The following is a 23,313-nucleotide window of genomic DNA, read 5'->3' on the forward strand; positions in this document are numbered from 1 at the left end:
CCACGAGCAACCTTCTACCGATGGTCCGATCTCTATCAGACCGGCGGCCCCGAGGCTCTGGAGGATCGGCGGCCTCAGCCAAAGCGGGTCTGGAACCGCATCCCCGATGAAAGACGTGAGCAGATCATTCAGCTCGCCCTCGATGAGCCGGAGTTGTCGCCGCGGGAGCTGGCGGTGCGCTTCACTGACCAGCACGGCTACTTTGTCTCCGAGGCTTCCGTCTACCGGTTGCTCAAGGCACAGGACCTGATCGCCAGCCCGGCCTTTATCGTCATGAAGACCGCAGACGAATTCAAGGACAAGACCACTGCGCCCAACCAGCTCTGGCAGACCGATTTTACCTATCTCAAGGTGATCGGCTGGGGCTGGTTTTACCTCTCGACGGTGCTGGACGACTTCTCGCGCTACATCCTTGCCTGGAAGCTGTGCCCCACGATGAAGGCCGAAGACGTCACCGATACTCTGCAGTTGGCCCTGCAAGCTTCAGGTCTGGAGCAGGTGGAGGTGCGGCACCGGCCTCGGCTGCTGTCGGACAACGGCTTGAGCTACATCTCGGCAGATCTGGCCACTTGGCTGGAGGGCAAGGGCATGAGCCATGTGCGTGGAGCACCCTATCATCCTATGACCCAGGGCAAGATCGAGCGCTGGCACCAGACGCTGAAGAACCGCATTCTGCTGGAGAACTCCTTTCTGCCGGGTGATCTGGAGGGGCAGATCGAGGCCTTTGTGGCGCACTACAATCACCAGCGCTACCACGAGAGCCTGAGCAACCTGACGCCGGCCGACGTCTACTTTGGACGTGGCGAGACCATTCTGAAGGAGAGAGAAAGGATCAAACAGCGGACCATCCAAAGTCGACGCTTGCAGCACCAGATGCAGGCCGCCTAATCTGAAACCAGATGGACCCGAGTCTTCCTTAGATCAGACCGCCCGCTGCCCCAAAAACTCTGACAACGGACAATTGGGTAGTACACCGACCACCTGTCCCTTGCGGATCATCGCCATCGCTGCCGCCTCGTCGATCTCGGCGTAGGCGACCCGCGTCGCACCCAGCCGCTCCCCGAGTGCCCGCATCGCGGCGGCCACCACGGCCTCTGGATCGCTCAGGCGCCGCACATTGTCTCCAAGCTTCAGGAGGAACGCCTGACGCTCCTCGCTTTCGCGCAATCGTGCTTCGGCTCGGGCGCGCTCCACTGCCGCCCAGGTGCGCTCCGCCACCTCGGTGACCAGCTCAGCGTCGTGCTCGTCCCAGTTGCGCGGCTCCCGCGCATGGACGTAGAGCGCCGCCCGCATCCGCCCTTCCTTCACCAACGAAGCCGTGATGACGGCGCGCGTGTCGATGGCGTCAAATGCCGCGAGGCTTTCGGGCGCGCAGGTGCGTGGATCGCGGGCCGCGTCGGGAATGAGAAGCGGAATGCCAGCGCGCAGCGCGGCCAGCACATCGGGACCGAACCCAGCAAAGTCGTGGGTGCCCTCGCGCGAGGGAGCGCTCCCGTCCGTCCAGTTACGTTCAGTGGTGAAATAGCGGGCTGTCTCCTCCACCTCGCCGTATCCCACGCGGTTAGCGCCGAGATGCCGTCCGAGCGCCTCCTGAGCCGTGTCGATGATTGCTCTTGGATCGGCCAGAGGCCTCAGTTTGTCGCTCAGGTCGAGGAGAAACCGGTGGCGCCGCCCGCCGAGCACGCGGTCGGTGATCTCGTGGCCCTGGTTGAACACACCGACAATCGAACCGTCCTCGCCATGGATCGGGGTGAAGCTGTAGTTCCAGTAGGTCTCCCGGCGAAGGCCACCCCGTATTATCGGCAGCATCTGGTCATAGGTGGAGAAGCCCTCTCCCGTCTCCAGCACGCGCGCGAGCTGCGGGCCGACCACATCCCAGATATCGGCCCACACCTCAGCACCTGGCCGCCCCAGCGCCCACGGGTGGCGTTCGGCCGGGATCAGAGACCAGGCGTCGTTGTACAGGAGGTATAGCTCCGGCCCCCAGTAGATCGCCGTCGGGAACTTCGAGGTCAGACAGATGGAGAGGGAGGAACGCAGCGATTGCGGCCAAGTCTCTTGGGGGCCGAGCGGTGTTGACGACCAGTCGTGCGCCAGGATCGGGCGGCGGTCTCACCACCTTTGGCAAGGAAGCCGGGTAGTGCCCGAGAGCTTTCCTCAACCTCATCGTACATCGCGCCCCTTCGATGGAATAGAACATAGCGGCCAAACCTTTCTCAGGCGGCACGCTGCTCCGCCGGGGCAATGCCAACTACGATCTGACAGCAAGCGCCCTCCGGTTCAAAGCGCATGCTGAGCTCGCCCCCAAGTTCCTGGGTGATCGTCTGCCGTAGCAGCCGCGAGCCAAACCCAGGCCTCGGCTGAGCCTGCACCGGTGGTCCGCCCATCTCACACCAGTCGAGGATCAGGGTTGCACCCCTGCCATGCCCCTCAACCCGCCAATCAACCTGCACACGACCTGTAGCTGCCGACAGCGCACCGTACTTGGCAGCATTGGTCGTGAGTTCATGAAGCGCCATGCCGAGAACCACCGTGTGCGTTGCGGGAAGATACACATCAGGACCAGAGAGCCGGATACGTGGGGTCTCAGCCATAAAAGGCTGGAACTCGGCCTCAAGAATGGTCCGCAGGGAGGCTCCCTCCCACAAGGTCTCATTCAGGAGGTTGTGCGTCCGTGACAGAGCCAAGAGACGCTCCTGGAAACGCTCCTGAGCAATGCGGGGAGGAACGCCAGGGCGGACCACTTGCCAAGCAAGGGACTGAACCGTCGCCAGCGTGTTCTTGACCCTGTGATTGAGCTCGTGGATGAGAAGCTCCTGCCGCCTTGCGGCGGTCTCCTGGGCGAGAGCTCTCTCGTGCAGGTCCGCTGAAGCTCGAGCCATGGCTCGGCTGATCTGATTGACCTCCCGCACCGACGTTGCTGTCGCAGGAATCTGTTCTCCGCGCCCGAGCGCCTCGGCAGACAGGCTCAAATCCAGCATCCCCCTAGCCAGACCGCGCCCGTAAAGCAGGGCCAGCGCCAGTGATAAGGCAAGACCGAGACCTCCCAACCCCGCAACAGCCAGAAGGGAGCGTGTGAGGGGCGCGCCCAGCACCGCTAGCGGCACAGAGGCCGTGACGCGCCATGCCGACAGACGGGAGCGTTCGGAGGCTGCGAGAACCGGCACCCCTTCGGCATTGAGCCCCTGCCAAAGGGCGGCGCCAGCCTCCGCAGGTGCAGGAGAACTGCGCTGGGTATCGACCCCGAGCAGCCGTTCATGATCGCGGGAACGGGCGATGATGCGGTTGCTGCCGTCCACCACTGCCACGATCCAGTCCGGGGGAAGATTGCTGCTGGCCAGGATCCTGCGAATGCGCTCCGGGGTCAGCGCGATGTTGAGCACATACCTCGCCTCGCCCCTGATCGTCACGGGCACGTCGACAAGCACATAGAGGGCCTTGGCGACGGCACCTTGGTAGAGATCGGAGACCACGGGCCGTTGCGTCTCAAGCGCCGTTTGGTCGGTCTTCCGCAGCACGGGATGCGTGCTCACCGGCAGGGGCGTCCCCCAGGGTGCATAAGTGTTGATGATCTGCTGCCCTGTTTGGTCCCGCACGGCGATAGCGCTGCCACGATAGTGCAGCGTCTCGCGAGCCTGCCGGTCGAAGGCCTCCAGATCACCGTTGCGCAGGGCTGGTGAGGTGGACAGGGCCTGCAAGGCCGCGATGGTGCTGTCGAGTTCCCGATCCACATCCGCAGCAATGTCGGCTGCAAGAGCCTTGGCGACCTCCTGGTAGCGCTCACGCTCGCGCTCGGCGAACTCTGTTGCGAAGTAGCTGCCCAGGAGGATGAGCGGGACAAGGATCGTCGCGGCAAAAGCAAAGAGATGAAGCCGGATCGACCATTCCTTTGGACGCAACCTGATCAATCGCAAAGCTGTCCCCTGATCACGCCATGTTTGTCGGCTGTGTCGCCGCTACTTAGATCGCAAGGCAAGAGATTCCAAGGGTATTGCATGAGAGCTTGGCTACCGAAAGGGATTTCGGGTTCCTTTCAGATCGTAGACTGTCTGCAACGGGGCTCTGACGATCCCGTACCGCTCAGCAACGTCGGCGTTCTTTGGATGAGCCGCCATTCGGTACCCTTTCGGGATGTGCCTAGTGAGACCTTGAGCCATCTACTGGATCCTCACTCCACCTTGATCATGGCCCTGACCCGGGTGGCCAGCGCCTCGACCGCGAACGGCTTGGTAATCATCTCCATACCCGGCTCCAGGAAGCCATTCGCCAGCGTGGCGTTCTCGGCGTAGCCTGTGATGAACAGTACCTTTAGGTCAGGACGGGTGACCCGTGCCTGATCCGCAACCTGGCGCCCGTTGATCCCGGGCAACCCGACATCCGTGATAAGCAGGTCGATGCGCTTGCGCGATTGCAGGACCTTGAGACCCGCAGGTCCATCAGCAGCCTCCAGGGCCCGGTAGCCCAGCTCCTGAAGAACCTCGACGATCAGGTCCCGAATGACCGGTTCGTCCTCGACCACCAGCACCGTTTCTCCCGCCTCTGATCTCGGCACATCCGGAGTGGCTTCCGATAGTGCCTCCTCATCGGCCGCCCCACGGTAGCGCGGGAGGTAGATTTTGATCGTCGTTCCCGTGCCGACCTCCGAGTAGATCCTCAGGTGACCCTCCGACTGCTTGGCAAAGCCGTAGACCATCGACAAGCCCAAGCCTGTTCCCTGACCTGTCGGCTTCGTTGTGAAGAACGGCTCGAAGGCACGCTCGATCACGTCCGGCGGCATGCCTGTTCCCGTATCGGAGATGCAGATCGCCACGTATTGACCCGGTGTGACGTCGCGCTGGGCGGCCGGATAGGCGTTGTCGAGATGGGCATTCGCCATCTCGATGGTTAGCCTGCCGCCGTCCGGCATGGCGTCGCGCGCGTTGATCGCGAGGTTGAGGATGGCGCTCTCGAGCTGGTTGGGATCGCACAAAGTCGTCCACAGTCCGCCAGCCGTGACGATCTCCAGGGCGTGCAGCGGACCAATGGTCCGCCGCAGCAGGTCCTCCATGGACGCGACAAGCTGGTTGGCATTCACCGGCTTCGGGTCGAGGGGCTGGCGGCGCGAGAAAGCGAGTAAGCGGTGGGTCAGGGCGGCGGCGCGCTGGGCCGAGCTCATCGCCGCCTTGGCATAGCGCTCCACGTTCTCCGTCCGTCCCTGGACGATGCGGGTCTGCATGATGTCGAGGGAGCCGACGATGCCAGTCAGCAGATTGTTGAAGTCATGGGCGATGCCGCCGGTGAGTTGCCCGACCGCCTCCATCTTCTGAGACTGGCGCAACGCTTCCTCAGCCTGGCGCAGGGCTTGGACCTGCTCCTTCTCGCCCGTGACATCGCGGCCCACGGCGTGAATGAACTGCTCGTCCGGGACGGCAATCCAGGACAGCCACCGGTACGATCCGTCCTTGTGGCGATAGCGGTTCTCGAACCGGAGTGTCGTGATGCCCTCGGACAGCCGCCCGGCCTCAGCGACTGTAGCAGCCACATCGTCAGGGTGAACGAGGTCGAGAAAACTCTTGCCGAGGAGTTCATCCTCACGCCAGCCGAGCAGGGTTGTCCAGGCCGGGTTGACTGACATGATTGTTGCATCGAAACGCGCCACGAGCATGACATCGGTGGTGAGCCGCCACATCCTGTCCCGGTCCGCTGTCCGCTCCGCGACCTGCTCTGCAAGTGTCACGTTCAGCTTGCGAATGGCTTCGCCCGCCGCTTTCTGATCCTCGATGTCCGTGTTCGTGCCGATCCAGCGCACCAGCGCACCCCCTTCGTCATGGATTGGAACGGCTCGCGCAATGTGCCAACGGTAGGCGCCGTCCATGCGGCGCAGCCTGAACTCGGTCTCGTAGTTGGCTCCGGAGGAAAGGGCGGCGGCCCAGCGCTCGGCAGCAGCAGGCAGGTCGTCGGGATGAACCATCCCAGTCCAGCGCTCACCATTCAGCTCCCCTGGCGAGGCTCCGCTGTACTCATAAACCCGGTCATTGAACCAGTCGAGCTGACCATTCGGGAGCGATGTCCAGACATGGTTCGGCATGGCCTGGGCAAAAGCACGGAACTGTGCCTCGCTGGCCCGCAGTACCTCCTCGGCGCGCTTGGTCTCGCTAATGTCACGGTAGAAGGCAGCGACACCGTCCGACACTGGGTAGATGCGGAGCGCTAGCCAGACATCATGGCCTGAGGCCTCATCCACGTAGCGGTGCTCAAGCTCAACCGGGATACGTTCAATCATTGCCTGGCGATAGGCAGCCTCGACCGGAGTGCCAACGGAGGGTGGGAACGCCTCCCAATGCGTTCGCCCGAGCAGTTCGCTCTCTGCTCGACCATCAAGCCGCAGCCCCTCCGCATTGATCTCGATGAGGCGGAATTCGCGGTCGAGAACAACGAACCCTTCGCTCATCGCCGAAAGCATGCTCGTGTAGCGCGCATTGCTGGCGCTTATGGCGGCTTGGGCCAGATGCGCCTCGGTGACGTCTTGGCCTTCGCAGAAGATGCCTGTCACCCTTCCGGCCTCGTCGAGCACGGGTTCGTAGATGAAGTCGAGGAAGCGCTCCTCCAGGGCTGCATCGGGCGTCGCCTGGAAGCGGATAGGGATATGGTGGGCGACAAACCGCTCCCCTGTGGCATAAACCTGGTCGAGCAGTTCAAAGAACCCCTGGCCGACAAGCTCCGGGAACGCGTCACGCACTGTTCTTCCGATATAGCCGCGATCGCCGAACAGGCGCCGGTAGGCCTGATTGACGAACTCGAAGACGTGCTCGGGCCCGGTCAGGGCCGTGATGAAGCCCGGCGCCTGCTCGAACAGGCGCCGCTGCCGCTCGGTTTCAGCCGCGAGCCGGCGCTCGGCCATGACCTGGCCCGTGATCTCGGTGCAGGGACAGAAGAACCCCGCGACAGCCCCCGACTCATCGCGTACGGGCGTGTATGAAAAGGAGAAGTGCGTCTCCTCCCGATAGCCGCGGCGCTCCATGATGAGGGTGATGTCGTCCATGTGGACGGACTCACCCCCGTAGGCCTTCTCGACAATAGGCAGGAGATCGGCACGGATCTCATGCCAGACTTCCAGGAAGTCGCGGCCCAGCGCCGAAGGGTGCTTGCGCGCGAGGATCTCGGCATAGGCGTCGTTATAGAGCAGCGTGCGTTCCGGCCCCCAGGCGATGAACATCGGCTGGTGGGATCCCAGCATGACCCCGGCCAGGGTCTTAAGTCCCTGCGGCCAGCCGTCGGGTGAGCCGAGTGGCGTCGCCTTCCAGTCGTGGGCGCGGATGAGCGCACACATCGTGCCGCTGCCCGAGAGGAAGCCCAGCCTGCCGTTGGGTCCGAACTTGCCGTGCATGGAGTTCATCTCGCTGTGACGCGTCATGACAAGGTCATGGCTCATTCCATGTCGGGGACCGGGATGGTGGCGGGTATGGGTTCCGGGAAGGAGACCTTCACATAGGGCCCGGGCAGGACGCCGTAAAGGCAGGGAAAGGCGCGAATCCGTCTGTCGCTGTTAAACCGCGCCTCTCGAAGGTTCGCGTCCAACGGTTGAAGGCAGTTCGGTGGCAAACGCCACCGACTGGCCAGCAACGAGTGATTGGTCGGGAGTCACACGTGGGATCGACGCAGCCCCGGGGTCCCGATTGCTTTGCGGAGTTCGCCGATGAGGCGGGCCGGCAGGACGGGCTTGGAGAGTGCGATCAGGTCGGGGTGGCGGTGACGGACATCCTCTGGGACCACACCACCTGTGTAGATCACGGTCGGAATGCCTCGCGCGCTCAGCGCCTCCAGGATAGGCGTCACCGAGCCGTCGGCGAGATTCACGTCTAGGACGGCCGCGTCAAGCGCGGAGGTATCTTTGATGAGCTGGCGCGCCTCGCGCACGCTGGCAGCCGGTCCGATCGGCACCCCTCCCGCGTCCGTAAGCATCACGCTGATGCCCATCGCGATGAGCGCCTCATCCTCCACCACTAGAACACAGTAGCCTGCCAGCATCACGCTTCATCCTTCTTGAAGCTGGCCAACGGGTATCTGCAAGCGGATGTTCCTCCCCAACACGTCAGTGACGCACGAACTCGTCACTACGGTCCCGGGCAGGCCTGTGACAGGTTCGGCGGCGGATTGGGCACCACCGCACCCGACCCAATCCAAAGGGCAGCTCGCTTGCCATGAGAGATGGCCACGCCACCCTTGCCCACGCGAAGCGCAGCTCTACAAAGGGGCCGTTCCCATCTCCTATTTGCTTAGGACCTACCAGGATACAAGCGGTGAAGAAGGCGTCCGAGTACCGCCAGCACGCTGAGGAATGCAGGGTGCTGGCGAGGCAGGTTCCCGAAGGGGCGCAGCGCGATCAGCTCCTAGAGATGGCCAAAACCTGGGATGCCCTCGCCGAGGATCGGGGTAAGTCAGTCCAGGAGCGAACCGAGACGGACGCCCTCAAGGATAGTGGTTGACGGCGTGATGGCGGCACGTGCCGTTAAAGGTCTGCTTCGGGTCAACCGGAGTCTTCAAACGCGATCGCGTGAAGGTCGCTTCGCAATCCCATTGCGGAAATACGGCTAAGGTCGGCCCCGTGCCAGGAGCGGCCATTCGCAATCATCCTAGCCTAAGGTCACCCAGCAAGCTGGAGGCATTGTTCGGATGAAAAAGCCCAAGCTCCGGGGCGAACGGACAGGATGCCTTCGCATCTCTGCCTCGCGCACTACGGGCTTGGGCTGATCGGCTACCAGACGGGCGCTCGCATCGTCAGGCAAGCGCAGGAACAGACCGAACCGGAGTACATCCGTCCGTGCACGATCTCATCGACGCTGGCGGTGACGCCCGCCGCTTCGAAGTCCACATACATGTCCGCTGGGGTAAACCTGATATAGGGATTGAAATACAATTCGCAAGGGCTACGGAGACAGGCAACAGAATGACAACTTTGATGCTCGTCGGAGCGACAGGTCTGGTCGGCGGAGCTGTCCTGCTGCAGGCGCAGAGTGATGCGCGCGTAGCCCGGATCGTCGCCCCGATCCGGCGCGAACTGCCGCCTCATCCGAAACTCGAAAACCCGTTAGTTGATTTCGAGCACCTGCCGGCCGATGCTCCCTGGTGGGCCGCCGATGGGGTGATCTGCACCTTGGGAACGACGATCCGCAAGGCGGGCTCGCAGGAAGCCTTCCGCCGGGTTGACCACGACTACCCACTCGCCGTCGCGCGGTTCGCCCGGCAGCACGGTGCGCAAGCTTTTGCCCTGAACTCGGCAACAGGAGCCGATCCGGGATCACGCTTCTTCTACAACCGGGTCAAAGGCGAGGTGGAGGCGGCGCTTCGGGGTCTGGGGTTTCCGTCCTTGACTATTGTGCGGCCTGCCCTCATCGGCAGCGACCGGGAGGAGTTCCGGCCCGCCGAGTTCATGGCCATGCGGGTCTTGCGACTGGCCGAGCGGCTTCTACCACGCCGCTATCGCATCGTGCCGCACGAGCATATCGCCAGGGTTTTGCTGGAGGCGGCGGTCACCGCCCCGTGCGGGGAACACATCATCGAGTCTGACGCCATCATCTGAGGGGCGACACGGACCAGGCGCATGGACCGCTACTTCACCCGGGCAATTCCAGTGTCCCCTACGGTTCGAGGATGATCTGCAAAAAGGCGCTTGACCTTCCCATGATGGGAAGGTGCACCGTCTGCTCATCGTCAACGCCAACCGGAGTTCAGACCATGTGCGGATGCAGCACCCATCAGGCTCAGTCGAGCGCCACCACGGAGCGCGATCCCACGGCCGTGATCCTCAAGGTCGAGGACATGACCTGCGGGCATTGCGCCAGCGCGATCACGGAGGCCGTGGAGGCTGGATTGCCAGGGGCTCGCGTGCAGGGGGATCCGGCCACTAAGCTGGTCTCGATCCGGGGCACCCGCGACCTCGCCAAGGTCGAGGCACTGATCACCGGCGCCGGCTACACCCCGTCGGTTCCGGCACTTGGATAAGCCCATGCGGGATCCTGGCCCCTGCCGGACCCGCTGCCTGCCCCAACAAGGAACCCGGACCATGCACCGCCTCCAGGCACACAACCTCATCTACATCCCGAAGATGATGTGCGACCGCTGCGTCGCCGCCCTGACCAGCGCCCTGCACGCCTTCGACGAGGTCGCTCCCGTTGAGGCCGACCTGATGGCGCGAACGGTCCGGGTCGTCTCACGGCACTACGAGTCCGCTCTTATGCGAACCCTGCGTGAAGCCGGTTTTGACGCCGAGCCCATCCTTCAACCTCTCGGGTAAGGAGATCGTCATGCAGACCCACGCTCATCACCACCATGCCCCTCACGATCACCAGGGTCACCACGGCTCACAGGCCGCTGCCCCGAGCCTCAACCGGGTGGCCTTCAGCGCCACTGTCCATTGCCTGACGGGCTGTGCCATCGGCGAGGTGCTCGGCATGGTCATCGGCACCGCCCTGGGCTGGGGCACTGGCGCGACCATCGCGCTCGCAGTCGTGCTCGCCTTCCTGTTTGGCTACGCTCTGACCATGCTGCCCCTGCTGCGCAGCGGCATGGCACTCAGTTCCGCGGTCGGCCTGGCCTTCGCCTCCGACACGGCCTCGATCACCATCATGGAGATCGTCGACAACGCCATCATGCTGGTGATCCCGGGCGCCATGGACGCGCCGCTGTCGAGCCCGCTTTTCTGGGGCAGCCTTGCCGTCGCCCTGGTGATCGCGGGTGCCTTTGCCTTCCCGCTTAACCGTTGGCTCATCGCCCAAGGTCGTGGGCATGCCTTCGTCCACGCTCATCACTGAAGGAGGTCGGTCATGCGTGCTTTTCCAATGATCCTGGCGGCCATGGCAGTCGCCCTTGCCCCGACCTCCATGGCATGGGCCGACCCAGGCCATGCCGGCCATGACCACGCTGTGGAAACGGCCTACGGACGCCTCGGCGATCCAGCGAAGGGCGGCCGCGTCGTCCAAGTGGTGATGAAGGAGATCGACAGCGGCATGGCCTTTGCGCCGGAGCGCATCGAGGTCGCCAAGGGCGAGCAGGTCCAGTTTGTCCTGCGGAACGGCGGCGAACTCGACCACGAGCTCGTCATCGGCACCGTCGAGGCGAACTGGGTGCATGCCGAGGCGATGGCCGCCCATCCGGAAATGGCGCACGAGGATCCGAACGCCAAGCGGCTCGGCCCGAAGACCTCCGGCGTGCTGCGCTGGCAGTTCACCCAGGCCGGCACGTTCGAGTACGCGTGCCTCATCCCCGGCCACCGCGAGGCGGGCATGGTCGGAACAGTGGTGGTGAAGTGAGGGAGTGGTTTGCTGTGGCGAACGAATCCGCAATACCAGCCTCGCGGCCCACAAAGGCCACAAAGACCCTAGAGGTAACCGTTTGGAAACCGGCTGCCCGGCAGATCATTACCCTGATCTCAGGAGCGAATTGTTGAACACCCTGTGGACCCACCTCCGGCGCCTTGTCACGAGCCTGATGCTCGTGGCCGTGGCGTCGTTCGTGCTCCACAGCGGCGCGCTGGCGGGCATGCATCGGCATGGGCAAGGCTCGCCTGAGTGCGAGCAGACGGCGTCCTCCGGCCACGGGCATCAGCATGCTTTAGCGCGCGTTCACCAGGCCGCGTACGATCATGGCGATGGGGTCACCCATCACCATGCCAAGGCCGATGTGGTGGATGAAGTCACTCCCGACGACCGGCAGGCCGACGCCGGCCCTGACGGCTCCTGCTGCGCCAGCGCTTGCCCGATTGCGATGGCCCCCTTGGGACTGGATGCGATGTCCGCTCCAATGACCCTGGCGCTGTCACTCATCCCGGGCAGCCAGCGCGGCTCCGGCATCGATCCTGGCCACCTCAAGCGCCCGCCACGAACTCTCAGCATCGTCTAACCAGCGACCGGCCCCGACGCCGCGTCGCTCCCGACGCCGTGCTTATGATCCGGGGTTATCCCAATGTTTATCCGTTCCAACGGCGCCCTGCGCCGCCTCCAAGCCATTCTGGTTGGCCTGGGCCTTCTGACCACCATCGCCGCCACGGCAGTCGCTCATGAGGGGCACGATCACGGCGCGCCGCCACCGTCGGCGGTCACCACCAACAATCCACGGGTCACTGCGCAGTCGGACGCCTACGAGCTCGTCGGCGTCCTGCGTGGCGACCGCCTTGGGATCTTCCTGGACCATTTTGCCTCGAACGAGCCTGTGACCGATGCAAAGATGATCGTGACGGTCGGCGGTGACGAGGAGGTCCAAGCCGAGGCGGCGCCCGACGGCACCTACACGGTGACGTCGCCCAAGTTCGCGGGCGAAGGCCCATTGGAGCTCATCTTCGCTGTCACCGCGCCTGCCGGCGACGACCTGCTGATCGGCACCCTCCAGCTCCCCGCCAAGGCCGCTGCCGCGGCTCCTGCTCCAGGGCGGGCCTCGCCGCTCCAGGTCCTGCAGAACACGCCAACTGTACGGCTCGGCAGCATCGAGGTGGCCACCCCCTACGTGATCGCCGGCGTTGCGCTCGCGCTCGGCTTCCTGCTTGGCCTTGTCTCCCGAAGCCGGAGGAGGCTGGTCCCGGTCGCGGGCCTGGCGCTGGTCCTGCTCGCCGTCTCGACGGCCTACGCCTTCGCCCACGAGGGGCATGATCACGGGGCCGATGCCGCCAAGGCCGTCCTCCCCGCCGGCGACACCCCGCGCCGCCTGCCGGACGGCACGGTGTTCGTGCCCAAGCCGAGCCAACGCCTGCTCAACGTGCGGACGACCATGACGAAGCCGGAGGAGGCGCAGAAGGCCATAAGCCTGATCGGACGGGTCATCGCTGACCCGAACCGCTCCGGCCTCGTGCAGAGCATCAACGGAGGGCGCATCATCGCTCCCGAGAAGGGGCTCCCCGGCATCGGGCAGGCCGTCAGGAAGGGCGACGTGCTGGCCCTGGTCGAGCAGGCAGTGCCTCAGGCCGACCGCACCACGCTGTCCGAGCGCGTCGGCGAGATCGAGCAGGAGATCGCGGTCGCCGAGACCAAGCTCAAGCGCGTGCGCCAGCTCTCGGACCGGGGCGTGGCCCCGCCGAGCCAGGTCACGGACGCCGAGATCGAGTTGGAGGGCCTGCGCCGCCGCCGCGAGATCGTACGCCAGACCCGCATCGAGTCCGAGGTCCTGCAGGCCCCCATTGACGGCACCATCGCCGCGGCGCGGGTCGTCCCTGGCCAGGTGGTCGCCTCCCAGGACATCGTCTTCCAGATTGTCGATCCGAAGGGTCTCTGGGTCGAGGCGCTCGTCTACGGCGAGATCGATCCCGCCAAGGTCACCGGCGCCAGCGCAACCGCCGTCGACGGCACGCCGCTGAAGCTCGCGTTCCAGGGCTTCAGCAAGGCGCTCCAGCAACAGGCCACAGTCGTGCAGTTCGCCATCGAGAGCCCGCCGGGCAATCTGTCGGTCGGCTCGCCGGTCACGGTGTTCGCGCAGAACGGAGCCTCCGTCAGGGACATCATCATGCCCCGGGATGCGGTGGTGCGCGGCGCCAACGGCGAGGCGGTGGTGTGGCGCCACACGGATCCGGAACGCTTTGAGGCACGGCCTGTGCGGACCGAGCCCTTCGACGCCACCCGTCTCGTGATCCGGGCCGGCGTTGCCGAGGGCGAGCGCATCGTGGTCCGCGGCCCCGAACTCATCAACCAGATACGGTGAGGCACGGCGATGTTCAACTTTCTTGTCAGCAACAGCCTCAAGAACCGGCTCTTCGTTATCGCGGCGGCGCTCGTGCTCGTCGCCTTCGGTTCGTGGATCCTGCCGCGGGTGCCGGTCGACGTGTTCCCCGACCTCAACCGACCGACCGTCACCTTGATGACCGAGGCCGAGGGCCTCGCGCCCCAGGAGGTGGAGCAGCTCGTCACCTACCCGCTCGAAACAGCCATGAACGGCATGCCGGGCGTCACGCGCGTCCGCTCCGTCTCCGGTGTCGGCCTGTCCATCGTCTATGTCGAGTTTGACTGGAGCACGGACATCTACCGCTCGCGCCAGCTCGTCGCCGAGCGTCTGGCCCTCGTGGGCGAGCAGCTCCCAACCGGCGTCACGCCGCAGATGGGGCCGGTGACCTCGATCATGGGCGAGATCATGCTGGTCGCCGTCACCAGCGACACTGTCTCGCCGATGGAGGTGCGCGAGATCGCTGACTTCATCATCCGGCCCCAGCTCCTCACCATCGCGGGCGTGGCGCAGGTGATCCCCATCGGCGGCGAGGTCCGGCAGTACCGGATTGTACCCAACATCGCAGCCCTGCAGGCGCTCGACGTCACACACGAGCAGATCGAGGCTGCGGTCACCCGCTTCGGCACCAACACCGGGGGCGGTTTCGTCGACCAGCACGGGCGCGAGTACCTGATCCGCAACGTGGGCGTCACAAAACGCCTGGAGGACCTGCGCAACACGGTAGTGGTGCACAAGCAGGGCCAGCCGGTCTTCCTGCACCAGGTGGCACAAGTCGACTTCGCACCGCGGGTGAAGCGCGGCGATGCCGGCTTCCAGGGCAAGCCCGCCGTGATCGTATCGATCCAGAAGCAACCCGGCGCCGATACGGTCGACCTTACCGGCAAGATCGAAGCCGCGCTGGCCGAGATCCAGAAAACGCTGCCGCAAGGCGTGTCGGCCACGAACCTTCAGTTCCGGCAGGCCACCTTCATCGAGACCTCCGTCGACAACGTGAAGCGGGTGCTGCTGGAGGCAGCCGCCGTGGTCGCCGTGATCCTGATCCTGTTCCTGATGAATGTGCGGGCGACCGTGATCTCGCTGACCGCGATCCCGATCTCGATCCTGGTGACGGTGCTCGTGTTCAATGCCTTCGGTCTCACCATCAACACCATGACGCTGGGCGGCCTCGCCATCGCCATCGGCGAGCTCGTCGACGATGCGGTGGTCGACGTCGAGAACATCCTGCGCCGGCTCAAGGAGAACCGGGAGCTGCCCGAGCCTCGGCCCGTGCTGGAGGTGATCGCGGCCGCAAGCCAGGAGGTCCGTTCCGGCATCGTCTACGCGACGATGATCATCATCCTGGTGTTCATCCCGCTCTTCGCCCTGTCCGGCATCGAGGGTCGGCTCTTCGCTCCGCTCGGCGTGGCCTACATCGTGTCGATCCTGGCCTCGCTCGTCACCTCGATTACCGTGACGCCGGTGCTGGCCTACTATCTGCTCTCCGGGCGGGTGAAGGGCCACGAGCACGACAGCTTCGTGGTCCGACACCTCAAGCGCGGCAACGCCGCCCTGCTGCGCTGGGCCTTCGGGCACCGGGAGATCTTGTTCACCACCATCCTGCTGGGCGTCGGCCTGGCGGCCTATGCCGCCACCCTGCTGCCGCGGGCCTTCCTGCCGCCGTTCAACGAGGGCACGCTCACGATCAGCCTCGCCTACAATCCTGGCATCGCGCTGGCCGAGAGCCACCGCCTCGGGCTCGTAGCGGAAGGCCTGATCAAGGACGTGCCGGAGGTGATCTCGGTCGGGCGCCGCACCGGCCGCGCCGAACTCGACGAGCATGCGGAGGGCGTGCACTCGTCCGAGATTGACGTCGACCTGAAGCGGTCGGAGCGCTCGAAGGTGGAGGTGATGGGCGACATCCGCGCCCGCCTGGCCGTCCTTCCCGCGACGCTCAACGTCGGCCAGCCGATCTCGCACCGCCTCGATCACATGCTCTCGGGCGTGCGCGCGGAGATCGCGCTCAAGATCTACGGCGAGGACATCGACACGCTGCGCACCCTGGCGGAAGGCCTGCGCGAGCGGCTCTCGGGCGTGGAAGGGCTCGTCGACCTCCAGGTCGAGAAGCAGGTGCGTATCCCGCAACTGCGCATCGACGTCGACTACGAGAAGGCAGCCCTCTACGGCCTGACGCCGGCGACGGTGACTCAAGGTCTGGAGACGATGTCGAACGGGCGCACGGTCTCGCAGATCGTTGAGGGCAACCGCCGCTTCGACGTGGTGATGCGCCTCTCCGACCAGGACCGCTCCACCACCGGCCTCGGCGACCTGCTGATCGCCACGCCGACCGGGCATGTGCCGCTGCGGATGATCGCGAATGTCGAGGAGACGAACGGACCGAACCAGGTGCTGCGCGAGAACGGCCAGCGCCGGATTGCGGTCCTGGGCAACACCGATGGCAAGCGCGACATGGCGGCCATCATTGCCGACATCCGCCGCGTCACCGGGGAGGCGCAGTGGCCGCAGGGCTACGTCACCCGCCTGGAGGGCACCTTCCAGGCGCAGGAAGAGGCGACGCTCCGGATCGGAGCGCTGTCGCTCCTGTCGCTCGCGATGGTCTTCGTGGTGCTCTACAGCCGCTACCAGTCGCCGGCCTTGGCACTGATCATCATGGGCAACATTCCGCTGGCGCTCATCGGCAGCGTGATCGCGCTCAACATCGCCGGCCAGCCGCTCTCGGTCGCCTCAATGATCGGCTTCATCACACTGGCCGGCATCTCGGCCCGCAACGGCATCCTGAAGGTCTCGCACTACATCAACCTCGCGCTCTACGAGGGCGAGCAGTTCGGCAAGGACCTCGTGATCCGCGGCAGCCTGGAGCGGCTGACCCCGGTGCTGATGACGGCGTTGTCCGCCGGCCTCGCGCTCATCCCGCTCCTGATCGGGGCGGACGAGCCCGGGCGCGAGATCCTGCACCCGGTGGCGGTCACAATCTTCGGCGGGCTGATCTCGGCGACGCTGATCGACACCTTCCTCACCCCGGTCCTGTTCCTGACCTTCGGCAGGAAGCCGCTGGAGCGCATCCAGGCCAGCCGCGAGGGCCGCGCCGGCGGCCTCACCCCTGCGGAAGCCTTCTGATCCACGACACAAGGAGAAACACCATGAAGCATCTCATCCTCGCCCTTGCCATCGCAGCCTCGCCTCTGACAGCCGCTGCTCACGAGATAGCGAAGGGCCCGAACGGCGGCCCGGTTGTCGACAGCGCCGGCCATCACGTCGAGTTGGTCGCCAAGGGCTCCGAACTCATCCTCTTCCTCACCGAGTCGGACGACAAGCCGCTGGCATCCGCGGGCACGACGAACGCTCGCGCCATCGTGCAGGACGGCGGTAAGACGGCAACCGTTCAACTCCAGCCGGCCGAGCCCAACAAGCTCGTCGGCGCTCTGGCGCAGCCGCTCGGCTCGGGCGCCCGCGTGGTCGTCTCGGCCACCATGGCCGATGGCCACGCCGTGCAGGCCCGCTTCGTCAACAACTGACCTTTCCTCACGCTCAGGAGAAACCGATGAAGACGATCACCAAGGGCATCGCTGCCCTCGCGATCACCGCCGTGGCCGGCGTGGCATACGCGCAGACCTCGCACCAAGGCCACGGCAGCATGCCGATGTCAGGTGCCATGCCCATGGGCAACATGGACCCGGCGGCGATGCAGAAGATGATGCAGGACATGATGCCGTCGCCGAACGATCCGCCCTCGACCAAGGACTTCAAGGCGGCGGACATGAAGATGATGCACAACATGCACGTGCCCTACACCGGCAACCCGGACGTGGACTTCCGCACCCACATGATCCCGCATCACCAGGGTGCGGTCGAGATGGCGAAGGTCGCCCTCAAGCATGCCAAGGATCCGGAGACGAAGCGGATGGCCCAGAAGATCATTGACGATCAGGAGAAGGAGATCGCCGAGATGCAGGACTGGCTCAAGAAGAACGGCAAGTAGCAGTCGCAGCGGGGTAGCGGGCGGATGGCCGTCCGGCTCCCCGCTCGGCCATGAGACATTCGCTCTTGCCATTGTTGCGCTGCCATCCTGCGCTTCCATGGCGGGAGCCCGTTGGAAAGGCAGTCTGATGAACACCATGCACATGACCCGGCGCAGCCTCGTCACCAGTCTCGCAGCTGGTGCCCTGCTGGCGCATTCCCGCCCCTTGCGGGCCCAGGGTCTTTCGAAGATCGTCGTCAGCAAGGATCCGAGCTGCGGCTGCTGCACAGGCTGGGTCGACCACCTGCGCCAGGCGGGCTTTTCGGCCGATGTGGTCGAGACGTCCGAGATCAACCGCGTGAAGGTGCGCCTCGGCGTGCCGGATGACCTCGCCTCCTGCCTCACCGCCGAGATTGGCGGCTACGTCATCGAGGGGCACGTGCCTGCGGACGCCATCAAGCGCCTGCTCGCCGAGAAGCCTGCAGGCAAGGGGCTGGCCGTCGCCGGCATGCCGATGGGCTCGCCGGGCATGGAGATGGAGGGCATGGTGCCGGAGACGTACGAGGTGGTCCTGTTCGGTCCGAGCAGCCACAAAACCTTCGCCCGTTACAAGGGTGCTCGTTTGCTCTGACCTGCTACTTTCCGATGACAGCTCGCAAGCTCAGTCCATGCCTCCGGCTGTCAGGGCTGGTCGGAAAGTCAGCATCGGGTCAAACTGAGTAGTAGCGGATGTTGGTGCGAAGGTCGGCTCATCCCAGCAGTGCGGAAGTACGTCTAAGGTCAGCCCCGTGCCATTAGGAGACCTTCCGAGGCTTTGAGGCAGTGAACGCCGACGAGGTTGTGACCGTCGTTGGGGCCCCGCGGACGTGCAGACGGTGGTCGCGGATATCGAGATGCCTAGCTCGATGGACAGCCTTGAGCCGGCCCGCATGGTTCAGGAGCCCTGGCCAGGGATTGGGGTTGTTGTCACATCAGGGAGGGTACGCCCTGGCCCGATGACTTGTCGGAGAAGGTTGCTTTTCTCTCCAAACCTTATCTTCCTGACAATGTCAGTAAGTTATCCGCCAGATGGCCAAGCCGCAATAAAAAACTGAGTTGTTGCAGTCTCAAAGCCCGAAAACTAAGCGTCATATGATAAATACCAAAAATAAAACCACACATGTTGAAATATTCGTGCTACTAATTGCTTCTGGTGAGAAGATAATTCATTCTCTGATCCGAGAGATAATCCCATAAGAGCTCCGGTATGGCTGAAACCGAGCCTCTATGGCGTGGCCTTCGACGCAATTGCAGTGACTGTGATCGGGTTCAACTGGAGTGATTTGGTAACGGGCAGCACGGCCCAGCAGATGGCCGTAGAGCAATCGCGAACCGATGTAATCGCAGCGCTGACTTCGATCTGCGTCGACCAATCCAAGCGTGACCCGCAACTCGCGGAGCGGGTTGCTCTCCTGAAAGGAGCTTCCTCCTATAAGCGCAGCGACACCGTTATGGAGAATGGCTGGGCAACTATGCCCGGAACATCTGAAGGCAATCGCCTCGTCGCAGTTGCCTGCGCCGCCAAGGTCGGTGTCTAGGCTGCCCCACTTGAACCACGGAGAATGGCCATGAGTTTGCGCACCACATCCAAGACGATTACCTTTGCGCGGCCCTTCTCGCTGGATGGACTGGATGAGGCCCAACCAGCCGGCAGCTACACGGTCCAGACAGACGAGGAACCTATCGAGGGTCTATCCTTCTTGGCCTACCGCCGTGTTGCAACAGTGATCTTTCTCCCCCTGAGTCGCGGTGGAACACGGTCCTTCGAAGCCATCCCTGTCGCGCCGGACGCTCTCGACGCCGCACTGGCGCGGGATGCTTCCGGATCCCATGGCTCCTGATCGGAAGAAAAGCCTACCGAGTTGACCTTCGTGAACCGAGGGCTGGATAAAAGGCACTCCCCCAGCGCTGTTTCCTTAGCCGAAAGCGGCTGGGGTGTGGTCGTGCCCTGCTGGACCAGCGAAGCCGTGAGCGCACGGGAACACACCGCGCTTGCAAACCTTGGTAAGGAGACCGAGGGCTCAGACAATTCCATCGGCAGCGCCGGATCGGGAGTTTAGCTTGGATATCATTGTGACTCCAACGGTTGATGGCAGGGCGTGGAGCCTTGCGGATCTGCTCGGCCGTCGATGGGACGGATCACGGAAGCATCCGCCAAGCAGTTCACAATCCAGCCGGGTGGCCATGCTCTGGCGACCATGCTCGGCATCGAGCATGGTCCCTTCGCTTCCCTCGACGCCGTTTTGGCGGCCATCGAAAAGCACACCCGGGGTGTCTGCCGGCGCAATCCGGGCCAGGATCAACCATGATCAGAAGTAAGCCGAATCTCACTCTGCGCTGTAACGCAAAAGAGATCATGCAGATTCGCGTTGGCTGCGGGGTGGCATACGAGCTCGGGCAAGCCACGCCCGTCACCGTCATTCTCAACGTGCACTCGTCGGGAGTGTCCTACCTGGAGCGGCCGGACGACCTCATTACAAACTCGACTCACAACTGAGCTTATCTTTTCTCAATTAACTGACGAACAATGGAGACAAGCCATGGCCAAGGGCGAACAACGCGGCAACCGTGAGGCTAAGAAGCCGAAGAAGGAAAAGCCAAAGACTGAGGTCGCGACGGCCTCACCCTTTGCCAACCAAGGCAAAGGCAGCGCACCTGCAAAACCGTCGGGCGGCAAGCGCTAGAGCAACGGCGGTTCAGACGAATCCGTATCCGGCTGCGGTGAAGTAGTTGCGGCATTCCTCAGCCTCGACCCCGTCGCAGATCTCCCTAATGGCGCGCCAGAGCGCGTCAAAGGTGCGGGCTTCGGCTTTACGCAGATGCGCTTTGAGCTTGGCGAAGAGTTGCTCAATTGGGTTCAAATCCGGACTGTACGGGGGCAGGAACAGGAACCAGGCGCCCTTTCGCTTCAGGCAGTCTGCTGCCCTCTCGCTCTTGTGCGCCGGCAGGTTGTCGAGGATGACCACGTCGCCGTGCGACAAGGTCGGCGCCAGTTGCGTCTCCACATAGGTCTCGAAGATCTGGCGGGTCATCGGCCCGTCAATCACCCAAGGGGCCGTCAGACCAGAGTAGCGCAGCCCCGCCACAAAGGTTTGGCTCAGCCAATGGCCGAACGGCGCCTTGGCATACAGACGCTGCCCTTTGAGGCAACGGCCGCGCAGGCGCGTCATCTTGGTGGAGGCGCCGGTCTCATCCAGAAACACCAGCCGATGCGGCTCCTGGCGCATGCGCGGCTGACGCTTGGTGTGCCAGTGCTCGCGGGCCTGGCGCACGTCGGCGCGTCCTTGTTCGCTGGCCCGCAGCGTTTTTTTTGAAGCTGTAGCCCTGGCGGATGAACCAGTGCGAGATCGACGCGGGCGTGACCTTGGTGCCGAGGGCCGCCAGTTCCGCGGCGAGTTGCGGCATGGTGATGTCGTCCTTCTCGGTCACGCGGCGGATGAGGAAGTCGCGATGCGGGTCGAGCTTGGAATAGCGCCAGCCGCCCTCTGGCTTCGGCGCGAGGCTGCCGGTGGCCCGATACGCCGCCATCAGCCGCACCACGAAGGCGACGGACACGTCAAAATGCCGGGCAGCCGCATGGCAGGAATGCCCCGCCTCGACAAAGTGCGCCACCCGGCGGCGCAGATCCAGCGAATAGGACTTGGTCATCGCTCATCTCCTCCATAGAGGACCAAGATGAGTGAATCACGAAGCCGCTACGCTGCATAGTCCCAACGACTCCGTCAGAACTGCCGTTGCTCTAGCGTCCTCACGCATCACCTGCTGAAGAGACCAAATTCAACGCGTCGACGTGTCGAGATCATGTGCAAGAAGATGCGAGACGCGCGGACCAACCACGAAGATCGCGCAGAGGGATGTTCCGGGATCCATTCGCCTAACATGAACCTCAGCGCTTTCTGTCGTCACACTTTGCCGGGACCGTCCGATCCAGAGCCGCTCCTGGCGAAGGAAGCATTCACGGTGATGCCTCTGCTGGTGTCGCTACTGCTCGCTTCACCCTTCAGCTCACGCTCTGCCTGGTGCCAGAATTCTGCCTCATGGCCTTCGCGGCTGCCGTGTTGCTCCCAGAGCTCGTAGGCGCGCTGCCTTACGCGATCTTGTGTCTCATCGGCATGCTGTTCCATATCGCTGTCCTTCCTGCGTTTCCTTCCAGAAGAATACGATACGCATGATGGCTTATTGATGGCGGTTATGATGTATTAACGATAAACCTATAATATATTTATGTATTATCATAGTTTAAACTGTGTATAATGCACATATGCTTCTCGAAATAAGTCATTGTTTTGGATTAGTGCTCACGCTGTTTCAGTAATTATCTTTGATCTATCACAAAGATTCGCAGCGGCGGCGCTCATTATCCCAGGTTCGTATTGCAAGCGGCAGCGGACAGCTTTTACCTGGCAACCTGCCTTTCCTACAGAACGGACAAATAATGAAACCGGCACGAATTCTCCTTACAGTCACTCTCCTCAGCCTGCTCGGTGTCACACAAGCGATGGCCGACTGCCAGATCGCAGATGCCAAACTCGAAGAAGCCATCCTGCAAAGGCCAGAACTTCGCGGGAAGGTTAATCGCCAGACCGTGCGCGACCTGCGCAATTTGCGCGATGCCGCGATCACCCTCTGGTCCTACGGACGTCATGACGATTGCGAGCGCCTCCTGGGCAACATCCGCGAACTCCTCTCCGGCCCTCCAATTAATTCCTTGGGCGGCAACGATGAGGAGGATGCGGAGGCGCAGATGGGCGCGCGCGAGCCCAAGATCCAGCGTGGCGCAGTGCAAGGGCGCCGTGACAGGAAGGATGCCAAGCCGCTTATCCACATTGACGAGCTTGCCCCTGCCTTGAGGGCGGATCAGATCATTGGTGCAGAGGTGCGAAGCGCCGACGACAAGATCGTGGGTGAGGTCCGGAACGTTGTCTTCGGCACGAAGGATCGCCGTGACTACGCGATTGTGGCCTCAGGCGGGTTCTTCACCCCCGGCAAGGACAGCATTGTCGTGCCGATCCGATCCCTTAAGGTCTCACAGGAGCGGGACAGCTTCTTCCTTCCCATGCTTGAGGCGGAGGTCAAGACGGTGCCACACATGCCCGATCAGGATTACAGGTGGCTGTCGGACGAAGCATGGCGCACCCGGAACGACGCGATCTTTTCAGATCGCCCGTAACGGAGAGTACAGGCCGGCACTGCTCCTTCAGAAGTAGGAATGCTCGCCCATGGCACTCCTAGCCCTGGAGGAGCAGCGCCCGGACCAGCTCAAGCAGTCTTTCAGGGCGAACGGGCTTTTCGGCGAAATAGGTACCCTCCGGCAAGTCCCCGGGTGCGGGAGCCACGCGTCCCGAGGCGATTAGAACGCCAATATCCTGTCGATCCTCCCGCACTCTGCGGGCCAGTTCGAAGCCATTGATGCTCCCGCGTGGCATTTCCACGTCCGTGACGACCACCTGGACGTCAGGAGCGGCCGCAAGAATATTGAGCGCCTCGTCCGCGTGAGCCGCCTCCATGACCTTGAAACCAGCATCATCCAGCACATCGACCAGCATCATGCGGACGAGAGCTTCATCCTCGACAACCAGAATGAGCGCGCGAATGTCAGGTTTTTTCTCAGGAATGTCTAATGGAATGGAGATCGA

General features: G+C 63.5%; 26 protein-coding genes. 19 read left to right on the forward strand and 7 right to left on the reverse strand.

The window, feature by feature from the left end:
- Window positions 1–888: IS3 family transposase (locus tag JKG68_RS22260; protein ID WP_202063547.1), on the forward strand; the 888-nt coding region annotated here is incomplete at its 5' end.
- A gap of 33 nt (window positions 889–921) precedes the next feature.
- On the opposite strand, the gene JKG68_RS33635 is transcribed toward JKG68_RS22260, so the two are convergent.
- The 4 genes from JKG68_RS33635 to JKG68_RS22280 form a co-directional block, all read right to left on the reverse strand.
- Entirely contained in the window at window positions 922–2,100 is a 1,179-nt protein-coding gene (locus tag JKG68_RS33635; RefSeq protein ID WP_312890915.1) for a GAF domain-containing protein, read from the reverse strand.
- A 116-nt stretch (window positions 2,101–2,216) separates the two neighbouring features.
- On the reverse strand, window positions 2,217–3,908 hold the full coding sequence (locus JKG68_RS22270; RefSeq protein ID WP_202063548.1) for a sensor histidine kinase: 1,692 nt from the start codon (window positions 3,906–3,908) through the stop codon (window positions 2,217–2,219).
- Between the two features lie 260 nt (window positions 3,909–4,168).
- The gene (locus JKG68_RS22275) at window positions 4,169–7,393 is read right to left on the reverse strand and encodes a PAS domain-containing hybrid sensor histidine kinase/response regulator family protein (RefSeq protein ID WP_246515732.1); all 3,225 of its coding nucleotides are present in this window, start codon (window positions 7,391–7,393) and stop codon (window positions 4,169–4,171) included.
- A 227-nt stretch (window positions 7,394–7,620) separates the two neighbouring features.
- Window positions 7,621–8,007, reverse strand: a complete 387-nt coding sequence (locus tag JKG68_RS22280) for a response regulator (RefSeq protein ID WP_202063549.1) — start codon at window positions 8,005–8,007, stop codon at window positions 7,621–7,623.
- A gap of 272 nt (window positions 8,008–8,279) precedes the next feature.
- On the opposite strand from JKG68_RS22280, the gene JKG68_RS22285 reads away from it, so the two are divergent.
- From JKG68_RS22285 to JKG68_RS22365, 17 genes are all read left to right on the forward strand, one after another.
- On the forward strand, window positions 8,280–8,465 hold the full coding sequence (locus JKG68_RS22285) for a hypothetical protein (protein ID WP_202063550.1): 186 nt from the start codon (window positions 8,280–8,282) through the stop codon (window positions 8,463–8,465).
- A gap of 461 nt (window positions 8,466–8,926) precedes the next feature.
- The gene (locus JKG68_RS22290) at window positions 8,927–9,559 is read left to right on the forward strand and encodes a Rossmann-fold NAD(P)-binding domain-containing protein (RefSeq protein ID WP_202063551.1); all 633 of its coding nucleotides are present in this window, start codon (window positions 8,927–8,929) and stop codon (window positions 9,557–9,559) included.
- A 155-nt stretch (window positions 9,560–9,714) separates the two neighbouring features.
- Window positions 9,715–9,981 carry a heavy-metal-associated domain-containing protein gene (locus JKG68_RS22295; protein WP_202063552.1) on the forward strand — a complete coding sequence of 89 codons (267 nt, stop codon included), beginning with the start codon at window positions 9,715–9,717 and terminating at the stop codon, window positions 9,979–9,981.
- Window positions 9,982–10,042: 61 nt separating this feature from the next.
- Window positions 10,043–10,273 carry a heavy-metal-associated domain-containing protein gene (locus JKG68_RS22300; protein WP_202063553.1) on the forward strand — a complete coding sequence of 77 codons (231 nt, stop codon included), beginning with the start codon at window positions 10,043–10,045 and terminating at the stop codon, window positions 10,271–10,273.
- A gap of 10 nt (window positions 10,274–10,283) precedes the next feature.
- The gene (locus tag JKG68_RS22305) at window positions 10,284–10,790 is read left to right on the forward strand and encodes a DUF4396 domain-containing protein (protein WP_202063554.1); all 507 of its coding nucleotides are present in this window, start codon (window positions 10,284–10,286) and stop codon (window positions 10,788–10,790) included.
- A 12-nt stretch (window positions 10,791–10,802) separates the two neighbouring features.
- On the forward strand, window positions 10,803–11,288 hold the full coding sequence (locus JKG68_RS22310) for a cupredoxin domain-containing protein (RefSeq protein WP_202063555.1): 486 nt from the start codon (window positions 10,803–10,805) through the stop codon (window positions 11,286–11,288).
- Window positions 11,289–11,421: 133 nt separating this feature from the next.
- The gene (locus JKG68_RS22315; protein ID WP_202063556.1) at window positions 11,422–11,877 is read left to right on the forward strand and encodes a hypothetical protein; all 456 of its coding nucleotides are present in this window, start codon (window positions 11,422–11,424) and stop codon (window positions 11,875–11,877) included.
- 63 nt (window positions 11,878–11,940) lie between these two features.
- Window positions 11,941–13,662: an efflux RND transporter periplasmic adaptor subunit gene (locus tag JKG68_RS22320; protein ID WP_202063557.1), complete on the forward strand. Its 1,722-nt coding sequence runs from the start codon at window positions 11,941–11,943 to the stop codon at window positions 13,660–13,662.
- A gap of 9 nt (window positions 13,663–13,671) precedes the next feature.
- Window positions 13,672–16,797: an efflux RND transporter permease subunit gene (locus JKG68_RS22325; RefSeq protein WP_202063558.1), complete on the forward strand. Its 3,126-nt coding sequence runs from the start codon at window positions 13,672–13,674 to the stop codon at window positions 16,795–16,797.
- Window positions 16,798–16,820: 23 nt separating this feature from the next.
- Window positions 16,821–17,195, forward strand: coding sequence for a hypothetical protein (locus JKG68_RS22330; protein ID WP_202063559.1), 375 nt, complete (start codon window positions 16,821–16,823; stop codon window positions 17,193–17,195).
- Between the two features lie 26 nt (window positions 17,196–17,221).
- Window positions 17,222–17,659: a CopM family metallochaperone gene (copM, locus tag JKG68_RS22335; protein WP_202063560.1), complete on the forward strand. Its 438-nt coding sequence runs from the start codon at window positions 17,222–17,224 to the stop codon at window positions 17,657–17,659.
- Between the two features lie 124 nt (window positions 17,660–17,783).
- On the forward strand, window positions 17,784–18,269 hold the full coding sequence (locus JKG68_RS22340; protein ID WP_376773190.1) for a DUF411 domain-containing protein: 486 nt from the start codon (window positions 17,784–17,786) through the stop codon (window positions 18,267–18,269).
- 640 nt (window positions 18,270–18,909) lie between these two features.
- On the forward strand, window positions 18,910–19,215 hold the full coding sequence (locus JKG68_RS22345; RefSeq protein WP_202063561.1) for a hypothetical protein: 306 nt from the start codon (window positions 18,910–18,912) through the stop codon (window positions 19,213–19,215).
- Window positions 19,216–19,245: 30 nt separating this feature from the next.
- Window positions 19,246–19,518, forward strand: coding sequence for a hypothetical protein (locus JKG68_RS22350; protein WP_202063562.1), 273 nt, complete (start codon window positions 19,246–19,248; stop codon window positions 19,516–19,518).
- A gap of 288 nt (window positions 19,519–19,806) precedes the next feature.
- The gene (locus JKG68_RS33640) at window positions 19,807–19,986 is read left to right on the forward strand and encodes a hypothetical protein (protein ID WP_246515735.1); all 180 of its coding nucleotides are present in this window, start codon (window positions 19,807–19,809) and stop codon (window positions 19,984–19,986) included.
- A gap of 47 nt (window positions 19,987–20,033) precedes the next feature.
- Entirely contained in the window at window positions 20,034–20,174 is a 141-nt protein-coding gene (locus tag JKG68_RS22360; RefSeq protein WP_202063563.1) for a hypothetical protein, read from the forward strand.
- Between the two features lie 43 nt (window positions 20,175–20,217).
- Window positions 20,218–20,361, forward strand: coding sequence for a hypothetical protein (locus JKG68_RS22365; RefSeq protein ID WP_202063564.1), 144 nt, complete (start codon window positions 20,218–20,220; stop codon window positions 20,359–20,361).
- A gap of 12 nt (window positions 20,362–20,373) precedes the next feature.
- On the opposite strand, the gene JKG68_RS22370 is transcribed toward JKG68_RS22365, so the two are convergent.
- Both JKG68_RS22370 and JKG68_RS22375 read right to left on the reverse strand, forming a co-directional pair.
- A protein-coding gene (locus JKG68_RS22370) for an IS630 family transposase (RefSeq protein WP_202063565.1) occupies window positions 20,374–21,325 on the reverse strand; the annotation gives its coding sequence in 2 pieces (ribosomal slippage) (window positions 20,374–20,949 and window positions 20,951–21,325; 951 coding nt in all).
- A gap of 254 nt (window positions 21,326–21,579) precedes the next feature.
- Window positions 21,580–21,801, reverse strand: a complete 222-nt coding sequence (locus tag JKG68_RS22375) for a DUF2934 domain-containing protein (protein WP_202063566.1) — start codon at window positions 21,799–21,801, stop codon at window positions 21,580–21,582.
- Between the two features lie 311 nt (window positions 21,802–22,112).
- On the opposite strand from JKG68_RS22375, the gene JKG68_RS22380 reads away from it, so the two are divergent.
- On the forward strand, window positions 22,113–22,847 hold the full coding sequence (locus JKG68_RS22380) for a PRC-barrel domain-containing protein (RefSeq protein ID WP_202063567.1): 735 nt from the start codon (window positions 22,113–22,115) through the stop codon (window positions 22,845–22,847).
- 58 nt (window positions 22,848–22,905) lie between these two features.
- Here the strand turns inward: JKG68_RS22380 and JKG68_RS22385 are convergent, their stop codons facing one another.
- Window positions 22,906–23,310, reverse strand: coding sequence for a response regulator (locus tag JKG68_RS22385; protein WP_312890916.1), 405 nt, complete (start codon window positions 23,308–23,310; stop codon window positions 22,906–22,908).
- Between the last annotated feature and the right edge of the window lie 3 nt (window positions 23,311–23,313).

The sequence above is a fragment of the Microvirga aerilata genome (assembly GCF_016743775.1).
Classification (GTDB): domain Bacteria; phylum Pseudomonadota; class Alphaproteobacteria; order Rhizobiales; family Beijerinckiaceae; genus Microvirga; species Microvirga aerilata.